The sequence below is a fragment of the Microcoleus sp. FACHB-1515 genome, assembly GCF_014696105.1.
Classification (GTDB): Bacteria; Cyanobacteriota; Cyanobacteriia; order Elainellales; family Elainellaceae; genus JAAUTJ01.
The window spans coordinates 84691-101816 of sequence record NZ_JACJPO010000011.1 but is presented as its reverse complement, the minus strand read 5'-3'; the positions used below and the strand labels follow the sequence as shown (position 1 = coordinate 101816).

17 protein-coding genes are annotated in these 17126 nt (G+C 52.8%); 8 read left to right on the top strand and 9 right to left on the bottom strand.

Features of this window, described 5'->3' with window-relative positions; translation table 11 throughout:
- Genes H6F67_RS02350 through H6F67_RS02340 form a run of 3 tightly spaced genes read right to left on the bottom strand, consistent with a single transcriptional unit; the run spans position 1 to position 4195 of the window.
- Positions 1-879 carry a tetratricopeptide repeat protein gene (locus H6F67_RS02350; RefSeq protein WP_190762939.1) on the bottom strand — a complete coding sequence of 293 codons (879 nt, stop codon included), beginning with the start codon at positions 877-879 and terminating at the stop codon, positions 1-3.
- Positions 876-2537: a hypothetical protein gene (locus H6F67_RS02345; protein ID WP_190762937.1), complete on the bottom strand. Its 1662-nt coding sequence runs from the start codon at positions 2535-2537 to the stop codon at positions 876-878. The genes H6F67_RS02350 and H6F67_RS02345 overlap by 4 nt, the downstream gene beginning before the upstream one ends.
- A complete protein-coding gene (locus H6F67_RS02340; protein ID WP_190762935.1) occupies positions 2516-4195 on the bottom strand; it encodes a hypothetical protein in 1680 nt (559 codons plus the stop codon). The genes H6F67_RS02345 and H6F67_RS02340 overlap by 22 nt, the downstream gene beginning before the upstream one ends.
- Before the next feature lie 131 nt (positions 4196-4326).
- On the opposite strand from H6F67_RS02340, the gene H6F67_RS02335 reads away from it, so the two are divergent.
- From H6F67_RS02335 to H6F67_RS02320, 4 genes are all read left to right on the top strand, one after another.
- The gene (locus H6F67_RS02335; protein WP_190762932.1) at positions 4327-5874 is read left to right on the top strand and encodes a glycosyltransferase family 39 protein; all 1548 of its coding nucleotides are present in this window, start codon (positions 4327-4329) and stop codon (positions 5872-5874) included.
- Between the two features lie 52 nt (positions 5875-5926).
- On the top strand, positions 5927-6784 hold the full coding sequence (nadC, locus tag H6F67_RS02330) for a carboxylating nicotinate-nucleotide diphosphorylase (protein WP_190762930.1): 858 nt from the start codon (positions 5927-5929) through the stop codon (positions 6782-6784).
- Positions 6785-6871: 87 nt separating this feature from the next.
- Positions 6872-8629 carry an arginine--tRNA ligase gene (argS, locus tag H6F67_RS02325; RefSeq protein ID WP_190762928.1) on the top strand — a complete coding sequence of 586 codons (1758 nt, stop codon included), beginning with the start codon at positions 6872-6874 and terminating at the stop codon, positions 8627-8629.
- Between the two features lie 36 nt (positions 8630-8665).
- Positions 8666-9037: a TSUP family transporter gene (locus H6F67_RS02320; protein ID WP_190762927.1), complete on the top strand. Its 372-nt coding sequence runs from the start codon at positions 8666-8668 to the stop codon at positions 9035-9037.
- Here H6F67_RS02320 and def read toward each other — a convergent pair.
- From def to H6F67_RS02295, 5 genes are all read right to left on the bottom strand, one after another.
- Positions 9034-9561 carry a peptide deformylase gene (gene def, locus H6F67_RS02315; RefSeq protein WP_190762925.1) on the bottom strand — a complete coding sequence of 176 codons (528 nt, stop codon included), beginning with the start codon at positions 9559-9561 and terminating at the stop codon, positions 9034-9036. The genes H6F67_RS02320 and def overlap by 4 nt on opposite strands.
- Positions 9562-9573: 12 nt before the next feature.
- On the bottom strand, positions 9574-10848 hold the full coding sequence (locus H6F67_RS02310; RefSeq protein ID WP_190762923.1) for an HhoA/HhoB/HtrA family serine endopeptidase: 1275 nt from the start codon (positions 10846-10848) through the stop codon (positions 9574-9576).
- Positions 10849-11074: 226 nt separating this feature from the next.
- Positions 11075-11476 (bottom strand): biopolymer transporter ExbD, encoded by a 402-nt coding sequence (locus H6F67_RS02305; RefSeq protein ID WP_190762920.1) that lies wholly within the window; start codon positions 11474-11476, stop codon positions 11075-11077.
- Positions 11463-12110 carry a MotA/TolQ/ExbB proton channel family protein gene (locus tag H6F67_RS02300; protein ID WP_190762918.1) on the bottom strand — a complete coding sequence of 216 codons (648 nt, stop codon included), beginning with the start codon at positions 12108-12110 and terminating at the stop codon, positions 11463-11465. The genes H6F67_RS02305 and H6F67_RS02300 overlap by 14 nt, the downstream gene beginning before the upstream one ends.
- Positions 12111-12118: 8 nt before the next feature.
- A complete protein-coding gene (locus H6F67_RS02295; protein ID WP_190762916.1) occupies positions 12119-12907 on the bottom strand; it encodes a DUF2993 domain-containing protein in 789 nt (262 codons plus the stop codon).
- 224 nt (positions 12908-13131) lie between these two features.
- Here H6F67_RS02295 and H6F67_RS02290 point away from each other — a divergent pair, with 224 nt between their 5' ends.
- The gene (locus H6F67_RS02290; RefSeq protein ID WP_190762914.1) at positions 13132-14049 is read left to right on the top strand and encodes an NAD(+) kinase; all 918 of its coding nucleotides are present in this window, start codon (positions 13132-13134) and stop codon (positions 14047-14049) included.
- Positions 14050-14246: 197 nt separating this feature from the next.
- Entirely contained in the window at positions 14247-15098 is an 852-nt protein-coding gene (locus H6F67_RS02285; RefSeq protein WP_190762912.1) for an SPFH domain-containing protein, read from the top strand.
- A gap of 1 nt (position 15099) precedes the next feature.
- Here the strand turns inward: H6F67_RS02285 and H6F67_RS02280 are convergent, their stop codons facing one another.
- Entirely contained in the window at positions 15100-15570 is a 471-nt protein-coding gene (locus H6F67_RS02280; RefSeq protein WP_190762910.1) for a hypothetical protein, read from the bottom strand.
- Here H6F67_RS02280 and H6F67_RS02275 point away from each other — a divergent pair.
- On the top strand, positions 15570-15806 hold the full coding sequence (locus H6F67_RS02275) for an ATP-binding protein (protein WP_190762909.1): 237 nt from the start codon (positions 15570-15572) through the stop codon (positions 15804-15806). The genes H6F67_RS02280 and H6F67_RS02275 overlap by 1 nt on opposite strands.
- Before the next feature lie 182 nt (positions 15807-15988).
- Positions 15989-17110: an alpha/beta fold hydrolase gene (locus H6F67_RS02270; protein ID WP_190762907.1), complete on the top strand. Its 1122-nt coding sequence runs from the start codon at positions 15989-15991 to the stop codon at positions 17108-17110.
- Positions 17111-17126 lie beyond the last annotated feature (16 nt).

Genomic DNA, 17126 nt, shown 5'->3' with positions numbered 1-17126 from the left:
TCAGCGCTCAATTCCAGCTAAAAGCTGACTGGCGCTCGATGCCCAACGGCTGTTGCCCTGCTGCGTGAACAGATCGCGAGCAAACTGCAAAACGCGCTGCGCCTCAGCCATGTTGCCCTGCCGCAAAAAGACCAACCCCGCGCCGTAGTAGGCATTGGCGTAGTTGGCATTGGCCTGAGCCGATCGCCGGAATGCCGCTAGCGCCCCGTCCAAATCGTTTTGCTGCAAACGAATTGCGCCCAAATTGTAGAGCGCTTCCGGGTAGTTGGGATTGATGGCGATCGCCTGCTCAAAAGCCGTCTGTGCCTGCGCGGTTTGTCCCTGCTGGAGGTAGATTTCGCCCAGATGGAATGCGGGTTCTGGCGCGTTGGGGCTGAGTTGCTGAGCCTGCTGGAAAGCGGCGATCGCTTCCGGCCAGTTTTGCTGGCGCTGACGGACGAGGCCGAGATTGTAGTGAGCCAGCCCAAGCGTGTTGTCCAGCTCGATCGCTCGTTCTAGATAGTCGCTGGCCTGAGCAAAATTGTTGCCCTCCAGCAACGCCGCGCCCAAGTTGGCGTAGGCAAGGGCAAATCCGGGCTGCACCTGCGTCGCCTGATAAAACGCGCTGGCGGCTTCTTGAAGCTGGCCTTGCTGCCTGAGCGCCAGTCCCAAATTGTAGTGAGCCGGAGCCAGATTGGGATTGAGGGCAGCGGCCTGACGAAACGCGGCGATCGCCTCTGGCAGTCGATTTTGCTGCACCAGCCGCAAGCCCGCATTCACCTGTTCTTCTGCCGACTGCGGATTAAGCTGCACGGTCGGCAAGGACTGCGCCCCGACAGGAGAAATCACGCTGCCGCTCAACCCCAACCCGATCGCCAGTCCGATCCAACGCCTGCTCATGAATCTTCTCCTGCCACACAGTTCGCGTTCAAAACAATCAATCGCCGCAGCCGCAAGGCGGCACATTGCCGAATCGATCGCTGAAGAATCGGTCTTTCACCGCGTTCTAATTGATCGATCGCTGCGTCCGTCACCGTCCCAAATTGCTCTAACCAGTCGCTATCGTCGATGTAGTCTACCTCAAAGGCATCGCGATCGAGTACAAAAAAATCCACGCCATACTGATTGACAAAACTCTTAACAATTTGCCGATCAGAACTGTATTGAGCCGTCAGCAAATCGATCGCCCGCTGCCGCATTTCTCGGTAATAGCCCATGTGATAGGGCAACACATATTCTCGACCAACCAGAATCGATCGCTTGCTAAAGGTTGGAACGCTGTTAATTTCCTCGCTTAGTGAAGCAATCAAAATATCTTTGGGCTGCTGAGCAAAAAACTCATACAGGTTCGGAACGGCTCCAATCAATTGAGCATTTTCGCCAATAAATACGCTGGGAATTTGCGGCAGAATCAGCAGAATTGCCAGCAGAATTCCGCTGACTCGAAGAGCGATCGACTGCCAGCGTTTTCGCGGTTGCCACTGTCGCGCTCGATCGAGCAGTAGAGTCAGGACAATTCCAGCCGCGATCGCCATCAAAACTCGCAAACTATGCTGAGTAAAGCGAGCCGGAACATACAGTTTCGGCAACAGCAAATGCGCCAGAAAAAACCAGCCCAGTGAAGCCAGCAAAATATCCGTCAGCAGTCGAATTTGCGCGATTCTCTCCACACCAAACTGTTTGCGCCAGTAGAAAATCGGCAGCAGCAAACTGAGCCAAATCAGCGGTGGATCAGCCGACAGCGCCAAACCAGAATTTCCCGTCAGCCAAAACTGAAACGGATTCGGATTGAAAAACTGAGCGCGGCCATCAACACCAAATTCCGGCATGACGCGCATTTCGGCAAGGCTGACAGGCGGAGCATACGCGCCGAGGTTAGGACGAAATGCTAAGAGCAAAATGAGGGCGATCGCGCCACTCACCATCCACCAAACGTAATCTTTTCGATTTCGACTTGCGGTAATTTGGCCTTCATTCCAGCCCAGCAATCGAACGGTGAGAATCCCGACTTCAACCAGGGCAAGCTGTGGATAGAAAACAGACTGAAGGGCGATCGCGCCTGCACAAATCAGCGGCTTTCGCTTCAGCAAATAATACAGAAATGCCAAAAAAATCGGATAGACAAACGATCGCGGTGTTGCGGTTACGATGTCGTCTTCTAGCCACAAGCTCTGCATTAAAATTACGCTGCTTAAAAATGCGCCTGCCGGAATTTGAATAAGTTCGATCGCAATTCCAAAACAGTAAGCTCCGGCAATCACGCTCAGCACGAGCGGCAGAATCTTTGCTAGCAACAGCGGCTCAATGCCAAGCTGAGCAAACAAATAGTAAAATGCCTTGAAGCCAGCAGGTGAAATTGTCTGGAAATATCCGGCAATCCAGTCATTGGGAAACAGTTCTGGATCGATAAACTGCTCAAACCAAACGACATGCTGTCGCACATCATCCTGGACGGCATACGGATAGCTGAGCGATCGCAGCAGCGACACCACGCCGAAATAGATCGGCAGCAATAAACTTAGCCCAAACCACAGTTTTACTCGCGATCGATCAGGCATTGGGCATCCAATAAAACGAGGTCATCTTGTTGCCAAACCGAGCAGCGATTGATCGATCGCCGCACAAACGGATTTCCGGTTTGCACTTCTGCCGCTGCGGGAAACTGCGATAGCCAGCGCGTAATCCGAATTTCACCTGTGTTGTTGGCAGGAATGGGACTGGCAGCATAGCGGCGATCGAGCAGCCAGAAATCAATGCCGTATTGCTCAATAAATTCTCGAACGATCGCACGATTCGGTGAATATTGAGCGCGAATTAAATCATTGGTGCGCTGATAAATTTGTCCGTAATAGCCTGTGTGGTAGGGAATTGAATATTCGCGACTCGTGAGGATCGATCGCTTTGCAAACGTCGGAATATTATCCGCTTCTCTGGCAACTGAGGCGATCATAATATCTTTTGGCTGTGCAGCTAAAAATTCGTAAAGAGTGGGATATTGACCGATCGAAAAGACTCGCGTTTGCTTCGGAAATTCCCACAGATAAGGCGAGAAAAATAGAATTCCGGCTAAAGCTAGCGTTGCAAGCAGGGCGATCGCCTGACGATTTTTGAATAAGCGCAACAGGCCATCTAGCAATACGATCGCTGCAATTCCACCGGATAAAGCGGTGATCATCTGTAGCGTATTTTGACTGTAGCGGCTGGGCAAATAAAGGGTGAACATCACCGCATGAGCCGCAAGAAACATGAAGAGCGAAACGATCGCCACCTGTCCTAAAATGCCAATTTGCTTGACCTGTTTAATTAGCGGAAATCGATCGGGCTGACGCCACATGAGAATGAGCAGTGGTAAGGAGAGGATGCACAGCGGCATCACCCAGCGAAATAGTCCGGTGCGTTCTTCGGTCAGCCAATATTCCCAAGGGTTCGGGACAAATAGGCGGGTGCGTCCTTGTGCCTGAAATTCCGGCATTGTCTTGGCTTCCGCAACCGTGACAACCGGGCCAAATGGTGAAGATTCGATCGCATACGGCAGCATCACCACAAACGCAACCGCCAGCCCGATCGCCACCATTCGGAAATTTTCTCGTCGCAGTTTGAAGCCATTTTCCCAGTGAATCAATTGCAGCAATAGCACTCCCGCCATGATGAAGACAAGCTGCGGGTAGATGAGTCCTTCCAGCGCAATCGTGATAAGTAAAGGAATCAGTGAGTGCTTCAGTAAATAATACAAGAACGCCAGAAACAAAGGGTAAACAAACGCTCTGGCAATGCCGGAAACCAAATCGTCTTGCAGCCACAAATTTTGATTGAGCAGCAGCGTTGAAACGAAAGCGGCGATCGGCAAATTCAGCAGTTGCAAAGCAACACCAAAACAGTAGGCAGTTGCGATTAAAGCTAACGCGAAAGGTAAAATCTTGCTAAACAGCAACGGATCGATTCCGAGTGCCGCCCCAGCTTGATAAATTGCCGTATATCCTGTTGGCGCAGTGGACTGAAAATAGTCTGCAATCAAATCATTGGGAAACAGTTCGGAATCGAGAAATCGCCGCATCCAAAAGACATGCTGTCTTGCATCATCCTGGACAACATACGCACTGCTAAACGCAATTCTTGACCCCAGCCAAGCATAAACTGCCGCAAAGGTCAGACTTAGCCAAAACCAAAACGACTGATGCGCTTTGCTGGCGCGATCGATCAAAACAGAATGCAGCATGGCAATCGGGCACAATTGGCAAGTTTTAGTGTCTCACATGAACGAGAAGGATGCCGAAAATCGTGAAGCGCTGACTTTTCCTGCTTCGGGGAATCCGGTAGACTTTAGGGCGATCGGCGTGAGGAATCGAGATGCACAACTGGAAATCATGGCAACGAGGCGCGATCGCGAGTTTGCTCGTGCTGCTGATCGCAACGGGCGTCGTTTTGCGCTTTGTCAATCTCGATCGCAAAGTCTACTGGGCGGATGAAGCCTACACCTCACTGCGAATTTCCGGCTTTACCGAGCGCGAATTTGTCCGCGACATCTTCACGGGCGATCGCGTCACAGTGGCAGATTTGCAGCGCTATCAGCATCCGAACGCGCAAAGAACCTGGGCAGATGCGTTCCGCGCCTTCCGGGGCAATGCCGAACATTCGCCGCTGTATTTCATCCTGGCGCGATCGTGGGTGCTGACGTTTGGCAGTTCGATCGCTACCATTCGCACCTTATCCGCTTGCATCAGTCTTCTCGCCTTTCCTGCGCTCTATTGGCTCTGTCAAGAACTGTTTGCCTCGCGCACCATCAGCATCGTTTCACTCGCCTTTCTTGCCGTTTCGCCGCTGCATATTCTGTATGCTCAAGAAGCGCGGCAGTACAGTTTGTGGACGGTGACGACGCTGTTTTCCTGTGCGGCTTTGCTGTGGGCAATGCGGACGCAAACTCGCCGCAGTTGGATTATTTTTACGCTGTCGATCGCGCTGGGTTTCTATTCGCATTTGCTGTTTGGTTTGGTGGCGATCGCGCAGGCCACTTACGTTTTTTTGCAGGAAAAAGGTCGCAGTCGGAATGCGCTCGCTTATGTCTTCAGCACGATTGCCGGATTCATTTTATTTGTGCCCTGGCTGACCGTTGCGTTTATGAATCTGGAGCGCATTCAGCGCACAACTGCCTCGCTGAATCTGCGCCAATCGCTTTCATATGTGTTCGATCGCTGGTTTTTGAATCTCAATCTTGTGTTTGCCAATCAAGATTTTGGTTCGGCTAATTTGATTTTGGTTTGCATTGCGATCGCTGCCCTATTGTTCCTCTGGCGCAGTTCTTCTCGACTAGCTTGGCTGGTGCTGCTGCTAGTTGCCGTGACGAGTTTGCCGCTGGCTTTTCCCGATCTAATTTTGGGCGGACAGCGATCGCTGCGGGTGCGCTATCTAATTCCCTGCTATGTCGGTTTGCAGATTGCGATTGTTTATTTTCTGACGATTTTGGGGACGCGCTGGACAGGTTGGCAAAAAGCGATCGGGCGAATTCTCCTCATCGCTTTGCTGGCAGCAGGTTTACAGGGCTGTTTACTGAGCATGAATGCTGAAACCTGGTGGAACAAAAGTCGCGTCCGCACTTCATTTTTCCCGCCCGTTGCTGACATTATTAACCGAGAAAGACGCCCCTTAGTTGTAAGCGATGCCGTTCCGATCGATCTGCTCTCTTTCAGTCACGAACTCAAGCCATCCACCCGACTTCAGCTTTCTCGAAATCCTGCCGATATTCGCATTGGAAAGCGAGTCAGGCGGCTCTATCTATTCAATTCCTCTGATCAATTGCGAAATCGCTTGATGCGCGTCTATGGCTTTCGTGCAACACCCAGATATCGAGACGGAACGCTAACCCGACTTTGGCGACTCGATCGCCGCCGAGCTGATTGATCGCTGCCAATCTTTTCGGCAATGGTGATAGAAACCTCTTTAGAATTAAGTGATGACAACTGCTGTTTTGCCTCCTTTTTTACTGCTCGATCGACTTCTGCAAGACTGGCTGCTTGAAGATATTGGACGCGGCGATCGCACCACGCAATCGCTGTTGACCTCGAATCAAACCGGACAGGCTCGCTGGATTGTGAAGGAACCGGGGATCATCGCGGGACTGCCGATCGCCGCACGAGTCTTTCGCCTGCTCGATTCGCAAACAGAATTTCGATCGCTTGTGGAAGAAGGGCAGTGGTGCGATCGCGGCGTAGTGATTGCGGAAATTAACGGTTCCCTCGCCGCCCTGCTCACCGGGGAGCGCGTTGCGCTGAATCTCGCCATGCGACTGAGCGGCATCGCCACAACAATTAACAAATACGTCGAGCAAATTGCCGATCTGCCTGCACAACTGGTCGATACGCGCAAAACCACGCCCGGACTGCGAATTTTGGAGAAATACGCCACGCAGGTCGGCGGCGCAACCAATCACCGTATGGGCTTGGACGACGGCGTGATGATCAAGGACAATCACATTGCGGCTGCGGGCGGCATTGGCGAGGCGATCGCCCAAGTCCGCGCCCGCATTCCCTATCCGCTCACCGTCGAAGTGGAAACCGAAACGATCGCGCAGGTCGAGGAAGCGATCGCCCATCGCGCCGACATCATCATGCTGGACAACATGCCAATCGATCGAATGATGCAGGCCGTCCAGCAAATTCGGGCGGCCAGCGATCGCATCAAGATCGAAGCTTCCGGCAACATTACGCTGGAAACGATTCGATCGGTGGCGGAAACGGGCGTGGACTACATCTCCAGCAGTGCGCCAATTACGCGATCGACTTGGCTCGACCTCAGCATGAAAATTTTGTAAAGCTTGCGATCGAAAGCCTTCTATAATCACTAGATAGCGCTGTTCAAAGCAGTAGCGAGCTAGCTGTACCCGTTCTATTTGCCGAATATGAATTCTACGATCGCCCAACTCAAAGCACAGCTAGAAACCGCTTTAATTGCCGCTTTTGGCACAGACTTAGCCGGAGTCGATCCGGTTTTGGTTCCCGCTAGTAATCCCAAATTTGGTGACTATCAGGCGAATGTTGCGCTGTCTTTGGCGAAGAGATTAGGACAAGCACCAAGGGCGATCGCCGAACAAATTGTGCAGCATTTGAACGTCAACGAAATTTGTGAGCCGCCGACTGTTGCAGGTCCCGGTTTTATCAATTTGCGGCTAAAAACTAGCTATCTGGAAGCACAGCTTAAGGCGATTCAAACGGATGCGAGATTGGGGGTTGGGGCGATCGAAAATCCGCAACGAATCATCGTCGATTATCCCAGTCCCAACATCGCCAAAGAAATGCACGTCGGGCATTTAAGAACTTGCTTCATCGGCGATTGTTTCGCTCGAATTTTGCAATTTCTAGGCCATGAAGTGATCGGAATTAGTCACATTGGCGATTGGGGAACGCCATTTGGAATGCTGATCGCTTACTTAAGAGAAGCATTTCCTGAAGCGTTGACTGAAGCAAGCTTAGATTTGGGCGATCTCGCAACTTTCTATCGTCAGGCAAAAAAGCGCTTTGATGAAGACCCAGCATTTCAAGAAGCAGCAAGACAAGCCGTTGTCGATTTGCAAGCAGGCGATGAAAACACCTTGAAAGCCTGGAGAATTGTTTGCGATCTATCCAACCGCACGAACCAAAAACTATTCGACTTGATGGGATTGCTGCCTTTCATCAATCGCGGCGAATCGTTCTACAATCCCTTCTTAGCTGATGTGATTGAAGAACTCGACAAGCTAGGATTGCTGGTCGAAGATCAAGGCGCAAAATGCGTTTTCCTGGAAGGATTCACCAACAAAGAAGGCGATCCGTTGCCATTAATTGTTCAGAAATCAGATGGCGGCTACAACTATGCGACAACCGATCTAGCTGCAATTCGCTATCGCGCCAATGTGGACAAAGCCGATCGCATCATCTACGTGGTGGGAGCCGAACAAACCAATCATTTCGCCCAAATTTTTCAAGTTGGTAAGCGAGCAGGTTGGATCACGCCCGATCGAGAATTTGTGCATACGCCACTCGGTTCAGTGTTAGGAGAAGATGGCAAAAAGTTGAAGAGTCGATCGGGTGAAGCCGTCCGGCTACAAGACTTGCTCGATGAAGCGATCGATCGTGCCCGCACCGATTTGGAAACTCGCTTGCAAGAGGAAAACCGTCAGGAAACTGAAGAATTCATTTCATACAATGCTCAAGTGGTGGGAATTAGCGCGATTAAATATGCAGATTTAAGCCAAAATCGCACGAGCAGCTATGTGTTTAGCTATGACAAAATGCTGGCCTTGCAGGGTAATACTGCGCCTTACATGCTGTATGCCTATGTGCGAATTCAAGGAATCAGTCGGAAGGGGAATATTGATCTTGAACAAGTTGAAACGGATGCGCCGATCGCTCTGCAAGACGAATCCGAATTGGCGATCGCTAAACATCTACTTCAGCTTGATGAAGTTCTGGCAGAGATCGAAAAAGACTTATTGCCAAATCGGTTGTGTCAGTATTTGTTTGAATTGAGTCAAAAATTCAATCAGTTTTACGATCGCTGTCCGGTTCTGAAAGCAGAAGAACCTTTCCGCACTTCGCGCTTAATTGTTTGCCATCTGACTGCTCAAACCATCAAATTAGGTCTATCCTTATTGGGAATTCCGGTTCTAGAGCGGATGTAGTTCTAAGGATCGATCGCATCAACAAATAAAAATCAAATGTCTAACGTCATTGTTCAACTTCTCGTGATTGGGTTTGTCGCAGGCATTGCGGGCGGCATGTTTGGAATTGGCGGCGGCGCGATTATGGTTCCAGCGATGGTGCTGCTGATGGGAATGGATCAAAAGTTTGCCACAGGCACTTCTTTGGCGGCGCAAATTTTGCCGATCGGCATTTTGGGCGCAACGATTTACTACAAAAACGGCAATCTCAGCATTCGCGATGCAATCTTTATTGCGATCGGTCTGCTGATCGGGAATTTGTTCGGCGCACTCTTTGCCAATCAGCCATTTATTAGCAGTGCGCTGATGAAAAAGCTGTACGGAATTTTTCTGCTGGTGATTGGTTTGCGCTATTTGCTGTATCGCTAGCGCTGGATGAGCTTGAGATATTCCTGATCGGTGATGATTTCTTGGACGCTGTCGAGTCGATCGAGAAACACCAATCCGTCTAAATGATCGAGTTCGTGTTGAAAAATTCGGGCAACAAAATCGGCCAGTTCTTGTTTTTGAAGCTGGCCGTTTGGGTTGAGATATTCAACCTCGATCGATCGATAGCGCGGAATCAAACCGCGAATGCCCGGAATGCTCAGGCAGCCTTCCCAGTCTTTTACCACTTCATCGGAATGGCTGACCAAGCGCGGATTAATCATCGGCGTCGGTTCCATTTCCGGCGCGTTTGGATAGCGCAGATTTGGGCGAGAGGCAACGATAAATAAGCGTTTTGAAACAGCGACTTGCGGCGCGGCAATTCCCACGCCATTCGACTGTTGCAAAGTTGCCATCAGGCTCTCAATTAAAGTCACGATCGCCGGATCGGAAATGGAATCGATCGCTGTTGCCGACTGCCGCAAAATTGCGTTGCCAAGCTGAATAATTGGAAGCGTTTCTGTCATTTTGGACGGCAATTAGTTGGAAGGTAAAGCACCGGGTTTGACGGCGATCGTTTGCGTTTGACCGTTGCGCCGAATTTCAATTTGAAGGGTACTGCCGACCTGCGTGCCTTCCACGATTCGCTGCACATCTTCCGACTTGATGACGGGCTGGCCGCCGACTTTGCGAATCACGTCTCCCGGTTGCAGTCCGGCTTGGGCAGCGGGCGAGTTGGGCGCAACACCGATCACCAGCACACCGGAATCTTCCTGCACTTCGATTGGGCGGTTTGGCTTGCTGTTGAGTTGTTCTTTCAGTTCGGGCGTCAAGGTCGCCATTTGCACACCCAGATAGGGATGCTGAACGCGACCTGTGGAGATCAGTTGGTTGGCGATGCGCTGGGCAGTGGCGATCGGAATGGCAAAACCCAGTCCTTGTGCGCCGCCGATGATCGCGGTGTTCATGCCGATTACTTCACCTTGCTCGTTGAGCAAGGGGCCACCAGAGTTGCCCGGATTGATCGCAGCATCGGTTTGGATGAATCCGACACGGCGATCGGCCACGCCAATTTGGTCGCTGGTGCGGCCTGTAGCGCTGATGATTCCCGCTGTGACGGTGTTGTCGAGGCCGAGCGGATTGCCGATCGCGATCGCCCATTCACCCGGACGCAGCGCATCCGAATCACCGACTGCTACTTTCGGCAAATCTGCGGCTTGAATGCGAATGACAGCTACATCTGTGACCGAATCTTCGCCCAGCACTTCTCCGGCAAATGTGCGTCCGTCCTTCAGTGCAACCGTGACCTGATCGGCTCCATCGACGACATGGGCATTGGTGAGAATTAAGCCGTTGCTGTCGATGATGAAGCCTGATCCAGTGCCTTCTTCGACGCGAGTGCGCGGTTGTCTGGAAGGATTGGTGGGTTCGCCAAAAAAGCCGCGATTGAAAATGTCGGGGAGGCGAGCGGAAACGGTGCGCGATGAATCGATCCGCACGACCGCAGGCCCGACTCGCTCCGCCGCCGCCGCGATGAAGTTTGGATTACTAGCAGCGAGCAGCCGCGCACTTCCGCCGCTTGTTGGAGCCGCGATCGGTTTGGCTTCCGGCTGCACAGGGGAAGGCTGAGCATAAGCTTCGGGCGGCAGCGCGTTGGACTGGAGCCAGCGATCGCCCAAAATCACGCTCGTTGCACCAGCGACACCTAAACCAAGGTAGACCAGCGGTTGCCACCAGCCTTTTGTGCCCCGCCGATCGATCGGACGGTCATCAAACGGCTCCGGGTTGAAATCGTTGGGAGGACGATAAATCATTTTCATATCAATGAGTGGCCGCGATGAAGGAATCTGCCGCTGGGCGATCGCCGTTCATTGCACTTTTCTATTGTGTACTAGGTTAACCGCAAGCTAGCAGCATCCAATGGCAGAAACGCCAGCCGAAATCGTCACGTTCAGTTTAAGAAACGAGTGTGACAATTCAATGACATCTTTACGCCAAGCGCGTGAATGAAATGCAGTGTGAGCAGGCGATTCACAAAGTTTATGGGCGTTGAGTTGCGATCGCCAGCCGCACTCCAGGAATCGATCGCACCTGATCCATCGCCGCGACAACTTGACCATGCGGAACGGCGGCATCGGCATTAATCACCACAAGGGCATTCGGATTGGTTTGAGTGAGAGTACGCACCTGCACCGCCAGTTCGTTCAGCGCAGCGGGCTGACGATTGATGAAAATCTCACCTTGCGGATTGAGCGTAATCACAATTTGACTTTGCGGCTCGGTTTGCGTCGAGTTCGCGGTGGGTAAATTGACGGGCAAACCTTCTGATCGAGTCAGAAACAGCGTGGACAAAATAAAAAAGGTGAGCAGCGCAAAGATCACATCGATCATTGGCACGATGTTAATCTGCGGCGGAATGTCGGGTTCTTCAGGTAGGCGCATAGGGGTGTGAGCGGCGATCGTAGCGGCGACGATGCAGCAATTCTAGCTGACCGCCATATTCTTGAATCAGCGCAATCTGGCGAATGTATAGGCCGCGAAAGGTATTGGCACACAGCAGCGTGAAGATTGCCACAATTAAGCCCGCTGCTGTCGAGATCAGCGCTTCGCTGATTCCCGCCGTCACGTTGGCCGACTGCGTTCCCCCCAAGTCGCCAATTCGCAGCGAGGCAAAGGAAGTAATCAATCCCAAAATCGTTCCCAGCAAACCGAGCAGCGGCGCAACGCTGATCACCGTTTCAAAGAAAGTGTTGAAGCGTTTCAGCAGTGGAATTTCGGCTTGGGCTGCGCTTTCGAGGGCGAGGCGGAATTCGTCGGGCGTGGCCTGTTCCAGTTCCAGCGCGGCGAGGAAGATGCGAGCGATCGGCAAATCGGCGTTTTTTTCCAATAGCTCGATCGCGGCTTTCGGACTGCGGCGATACAGCCCTAAGGCTTCGCGCACCAGTCGCGTCTGCCTGCCCGTGACGCGCCGCCAAAACAAACCGCGCTCCAAAACTAAAGCGGTGGCAACCAGCGACAGCCCCAGCAGCGGAATCATCACAATTCCGCCTTGAATCAAAATGTTGATCAGCGACATTGCAGCGGCTAAGTTCCCGGAAAACGCTCTATCTGAGCATAGCCGCTAAAGACCAAATTTTTGCCTTGCGTCTCCAGCCGATTGACGCGCAGCAAAACGCCATCAAGATCAAAGCGATCGAAATCCACCATGTTATTGAGAATTTCGACAAACGCCTGCGTGACAATTTCCGACAAACCGCGCTGCGCTTCGGGAACGCTATCCGCCTCGAATTTCGCATCCGCAAAGGTGACGCGACGGCGCTTCTCGACGGCGATCGTGGCGCTGAGGGCGATCGGCAAATCTTGACAGTTGGGCAAATCCGTCTTCGCCAAAATCTTGACGCGATTTTCCGGCTGAAGCTCGATTTGCACATCGCGAAACGTCACAGGTTCGCCACCGGAAAGATTCGTGAGCGGCTCCATGTCCACATTTTGCAGGCGCTTTTCGACCAGATCGGCTTTGAAAGCGCGATTAATGCCGTCTTCGGTCAGCGTCACCTGGGCGATCGCCTGCGTCGGCTGCTTGAGGCGGATTTTGCCGCCCATCACCGAACCGGGATCGATCGACACGGCATCGGTTTCAAACGAGATTTCTGCCGCCTCAAACTGCCTGCGGATCACCAGATTGCGACCGCGCATTTTGAAATTGTCGATGCTGCCCTGAAGCAGTTTGCTGGAGGGAAAGCAGCGAATGTCTACTTCCACCGATTCGCTCTGAGTGAACAAATGGCGAATTGACTGGCTGGCGACGGCATTGAGCATCCGTTCGCCTAAGTCAGTTCCTCGGTTTTTTGAACCTGTAAGTCCACCAAACATGCAGTTGCCTGTTCACGACAGTCCTTCCACTTGTAACAAAATATGACTAAAGTGACAATCTGTCTAAACTTTTATTAAAATCATTTGACTTTCTTATGTTTTACGGGTTAAGCAAATTTGCTTATCAAATCACAGCCTGAACTGCTGCGATCGAGTACGCTATAAACAAAGGCTACGGCTTGACCGTACAATCTAAACTTACACCTGTTTGTTCCCCAACCTGGATGCCCAAAGCTGGGATTATCTACAACGACGTGAAGCCGATCGCCTGTCGCGTGGCTGAAGATTTGCAGGACAAGCTGACTGCAAACGGCTGGCATGTCCGCATGGCAACGGGCATTGGCGGCATTTTGGGCTACTCCAAGCCCGATCGCCCCGTTTGTCACACGCCGATCGAGCAGCTAGCTCCGCCCGGATTCGATGCGGATATGCAGTTTGCGATCGTGCTGGGCGGCGATGGCACGGTTTTGTCTGCTTTCCGGCAGGTCGCGCCCTGGCAAATTCCTCTACTGACGGTCAACACCGGGCACATGGGCTTTTTGACCGAAATCTATCTCAATCAGCTTTCGCAGGCGATCGATCTGCTGATGGCGGGCGAATACGAAATTGAAGAACGCGCCATGCTCTCCGTTCAGCTTCGGCAGTCTGAAACGGTGATCTGGGAAGCGCTGTGCCTAAACGAAATGGTGCTGCACCGCGAACCGCTCACCAGCATGTGCCACTTTGAAATCGAAGTCGGCAAGCACTCGCCCGTCGATATTGCCGCCGATGGCGTCATCATCTCCACGCCTACCGGATCAACCGCTTACGCACTTTCGGCCAGTGGCCCCGTGATCGCTCCGGGCGTTGCCGCCATGCAGCTTGTGCCGATCTGCCCGCACTCGCTCGCCTCTCGCGCCCTCGTGTTTGCCGATACAGAACCCGTGCGAATTTTGCCCGCCACGCCCAATCAACTGATTATGGTCGTGGATGGCAATGCCGGATGCTATGTGCTGCCGGATAATCAGGTGCGAATTGCGCGATCGCCCTACTCCGCTCAGTTCATCCGCCTCCGCCCCGTTGAATTTTTTCACGTCCTGCGCGAAAAACTCGGCTGGGGACTGCCGCACATCGCCAAACCGACCTCGGTGGAACTGCCTTGAGCGATCGATGCAGCAATTTCCGGTTGGACGATCGCCCTCCGCTCTTGCTATAACTCAAATGCCCCGGCAAAGTTAGGAGCGAGTTGACATCAGTTGTTACTATCGCCTGTCATCGCGTCATGTGGGCGATTCAGCTTGCAGCCATCTGAATGCTCGTTCTCCATATCAGCTTCGTTGCTACGGGGCACTTCGCTTTTATGGTCAAAGAAATCATTATCAAAGACACGCATCGCGGCTTGTATTACCGAGATGGCGTGATGGTGAGAATTCTCAGTGCAGGCCGCTACGAGATTCCCGAAGCGTTCAGCTTTTTCGGTTTCGCGCGGCGGCCAAAGGTGGAAATTGTCCTCGTTGATGTGCGCGAACGCGATCTGACAATTAAAGGGCAAGAAATTCTCACTGCGGATAAAGTCGCCGTGCGCGTCAGCATCATCGTGCAGTTTCGCGTCATCGATCCGCGTGCGGCACTGCATGAAGTCGAGCAGTATGAAGACCGACTGTACAGTGATGTGCAACTGGCGGCACGGCGATCGCTCGCGTCGATGTCGCTCGAAGCCATTCTGACCAATCGCAATCAGCTCAGCGAAGACATTTTGCGCGATGTGCAGGAAGTTGCCAGTCGCTACGGCGTGTCAATTTTGCGAGCGGACGTGAAAGATCTCGTCTTTCCGGGCAACTTGCAGGAAATTATGAATCGCGTCCTTGCTGCCGAACGGATGAGCGAAGCGCAACTGGTGGAAGCTCGCACCAAAGCCGCCGTCCAGCAAATTGACGCCCAAGCGAGAGCCGAATCGCAGCGAATCGAAATCGAAACGACGGCAGAGGCGAAGCGATCGACCGCCCAAAGTGAAGCCGAGCTTCAGCGCGTCAAAACCGAAGCGGAAATTCAGGCCTTGCGCGATCGAGAACAAGCCGCCCAAGCCTACACGCGCCATCCGGCTCTGCTGCGATTGCAAGAGCTTGAAACATTGCGCGAACTGGCTCGGACGGCGAACGCCCGCATCTACATCAGCATGGACAGTGCCAAAAATCTCAGTGGTGAGGACTAAGTCAATCCCAAGCGCCTGCATTCGTGATGCCGTAGGCTTGGCGGAGCGATCGCAAACTGCAATCCAGCAGTTCCTCAGTGTTGATGAAGCCATCGATCTTGCGGCGATAGCGCAGCCCTTCCCAAATGCCAGCCAGGTAGAATCGGCAAATTTGCAGCGGAGTGTAGTAGCGTGTGCCGCTGGATTGTCCGCGCAGGGCATCCCAAAGAACCGCGAGAAATAAAGCGATGCTGCGCGGATAGTAGTACCAGGGTCGTCTCCAGGTTAGAGCAGTGAGAAAAATGCCGTCCAACCGGACTTCTTCGGGCAGGCTGGTTCCGTAGCCTGTGACGACGTGCATCATGTCGTGCTTGTGCAAATCTATCCAGGAAACCGTCACCCAGCCGACCTGCAAATCGGCCTTTTGCGTAAAGTCGGGATGCGCGGCGTAATAGCGATCGAGTCCTTGCCGCAGCGTTAAATCTTCAGCCATTGCCGTTCTTTCAATTCACCGCTTTATTCTCGACGGCAGCGGCTTGGTTGGACGGGCAGCGGTGGCAGTTTGGCGATCGGCTGTCGGAAACCCAAAATTCTAGAGATAATTGGCATGAAAGGAATGGGTTGGCGATCGTCCGGCACATCGTTGAGCTACACGGCGGCAGAATTTCCGTAGCTTCGATCGAGCCACAATTCCACTCCAGCCATCGCCCTGACTGCCTTTGCGTCTGAAAGCGATCGAGAAGCGGCGATCGCGGCTGGGTTTCAACTGCATTTGGGCAAACCGATCGCTCCACAAGACTTGATCGAGAAGATTGCTGTTCTGATGGAGCGCATCTAACTTTCGATCGTTGCTGAGACAGCGATCGAGCGTTTATGGTTGCGACACTCACAATTTTCTCAAGGTGTGCAGGATGGCATTTTTGCCGCTAGATTTGCTGTTTCGGTGGCTTTCGGGACTGTTTTCGATCGCGCTCATTGCAGGCGGAATCTACATCTTGCGCTTATGCTACAGCGGTGAACTGATCAATTTTCCCGTTGACACTTGGCGCGAACGGCTTTGGCTGATTGCAGGCTGGGGACTGCTGGTCTGGTCGATCGTGGGATTTTTGCCGATCGCCCTTTTGCGGCGATTTGGCCGCGACGAACCAAAAATGTATCGCACAGTGGACGCGACGCGCATTTCTCGACCCGACGGCAGCGAAATTCACGTCGAGTTCTACGGCTCACCCGACGCGCCACCGCTGATTTTGACGCACGGCTGGGGGCCAAACAGCATGGTTTGGTATTACGCCAAAAAGCAGCTTGGCGATCGCTATCGCCTGATTCTGTGGGATCTGCCGGGATTGGGAAAATCCACCAAGCCCAACAATCGTGATTATTCGCTCGAGAAATATGCTCGCGATCTCGAAGCCGTTTTGGGGCTGGTCGAGCGCCCGGCTGTGCTGCTCGGTCACAGCATGGGCGGCATGATTTTGTTGACCTTTTGTCGTCTGTTTCCCGAACAGCTTGGCTCGCGAGTGGCCGGATTAATTTTGGTAGATACGACCTATACGAATCCTTTGAAGACGGCGATCGCCAGTCCGCTCCTCACCGCTTTGCAAAAGCCGCTGATTGAACCGTTGCTGCATCTGACCCATTGGCTCGCGCCGATCGTCTGGCTGCTCAGCGGTTTGGGCTACCTGAACGGCTCAATGTATCTAACAACAGAAATTTCTGGCTTTACGGGACGCGAAACGCGCGGCCAGCTTGATTTTGCGACGCGCCTTGGCCTGATGGGAAATCCTGGAATCCTCGTCCGGGGCGTCATGGCAATGCTGCACTATGACGAAACCGCTACCCTGCCGAACATCCCGATTCCCGTTCAGGTGATTGTCGGACGCACCGACATCGCCACCCGCTTTTCTGCCCATCAGTACATGGCCGAAAAAATTCCCGACGCCGAACTGATTGTGCTGCGGCCTGCTGGACACATGGGCTTGGTCGAGCGCAACATGCAGTTTGCCGAAGCGGTTCGATCGTTCCCGATCGCTTAGCCCAGCAGCTAAGGCC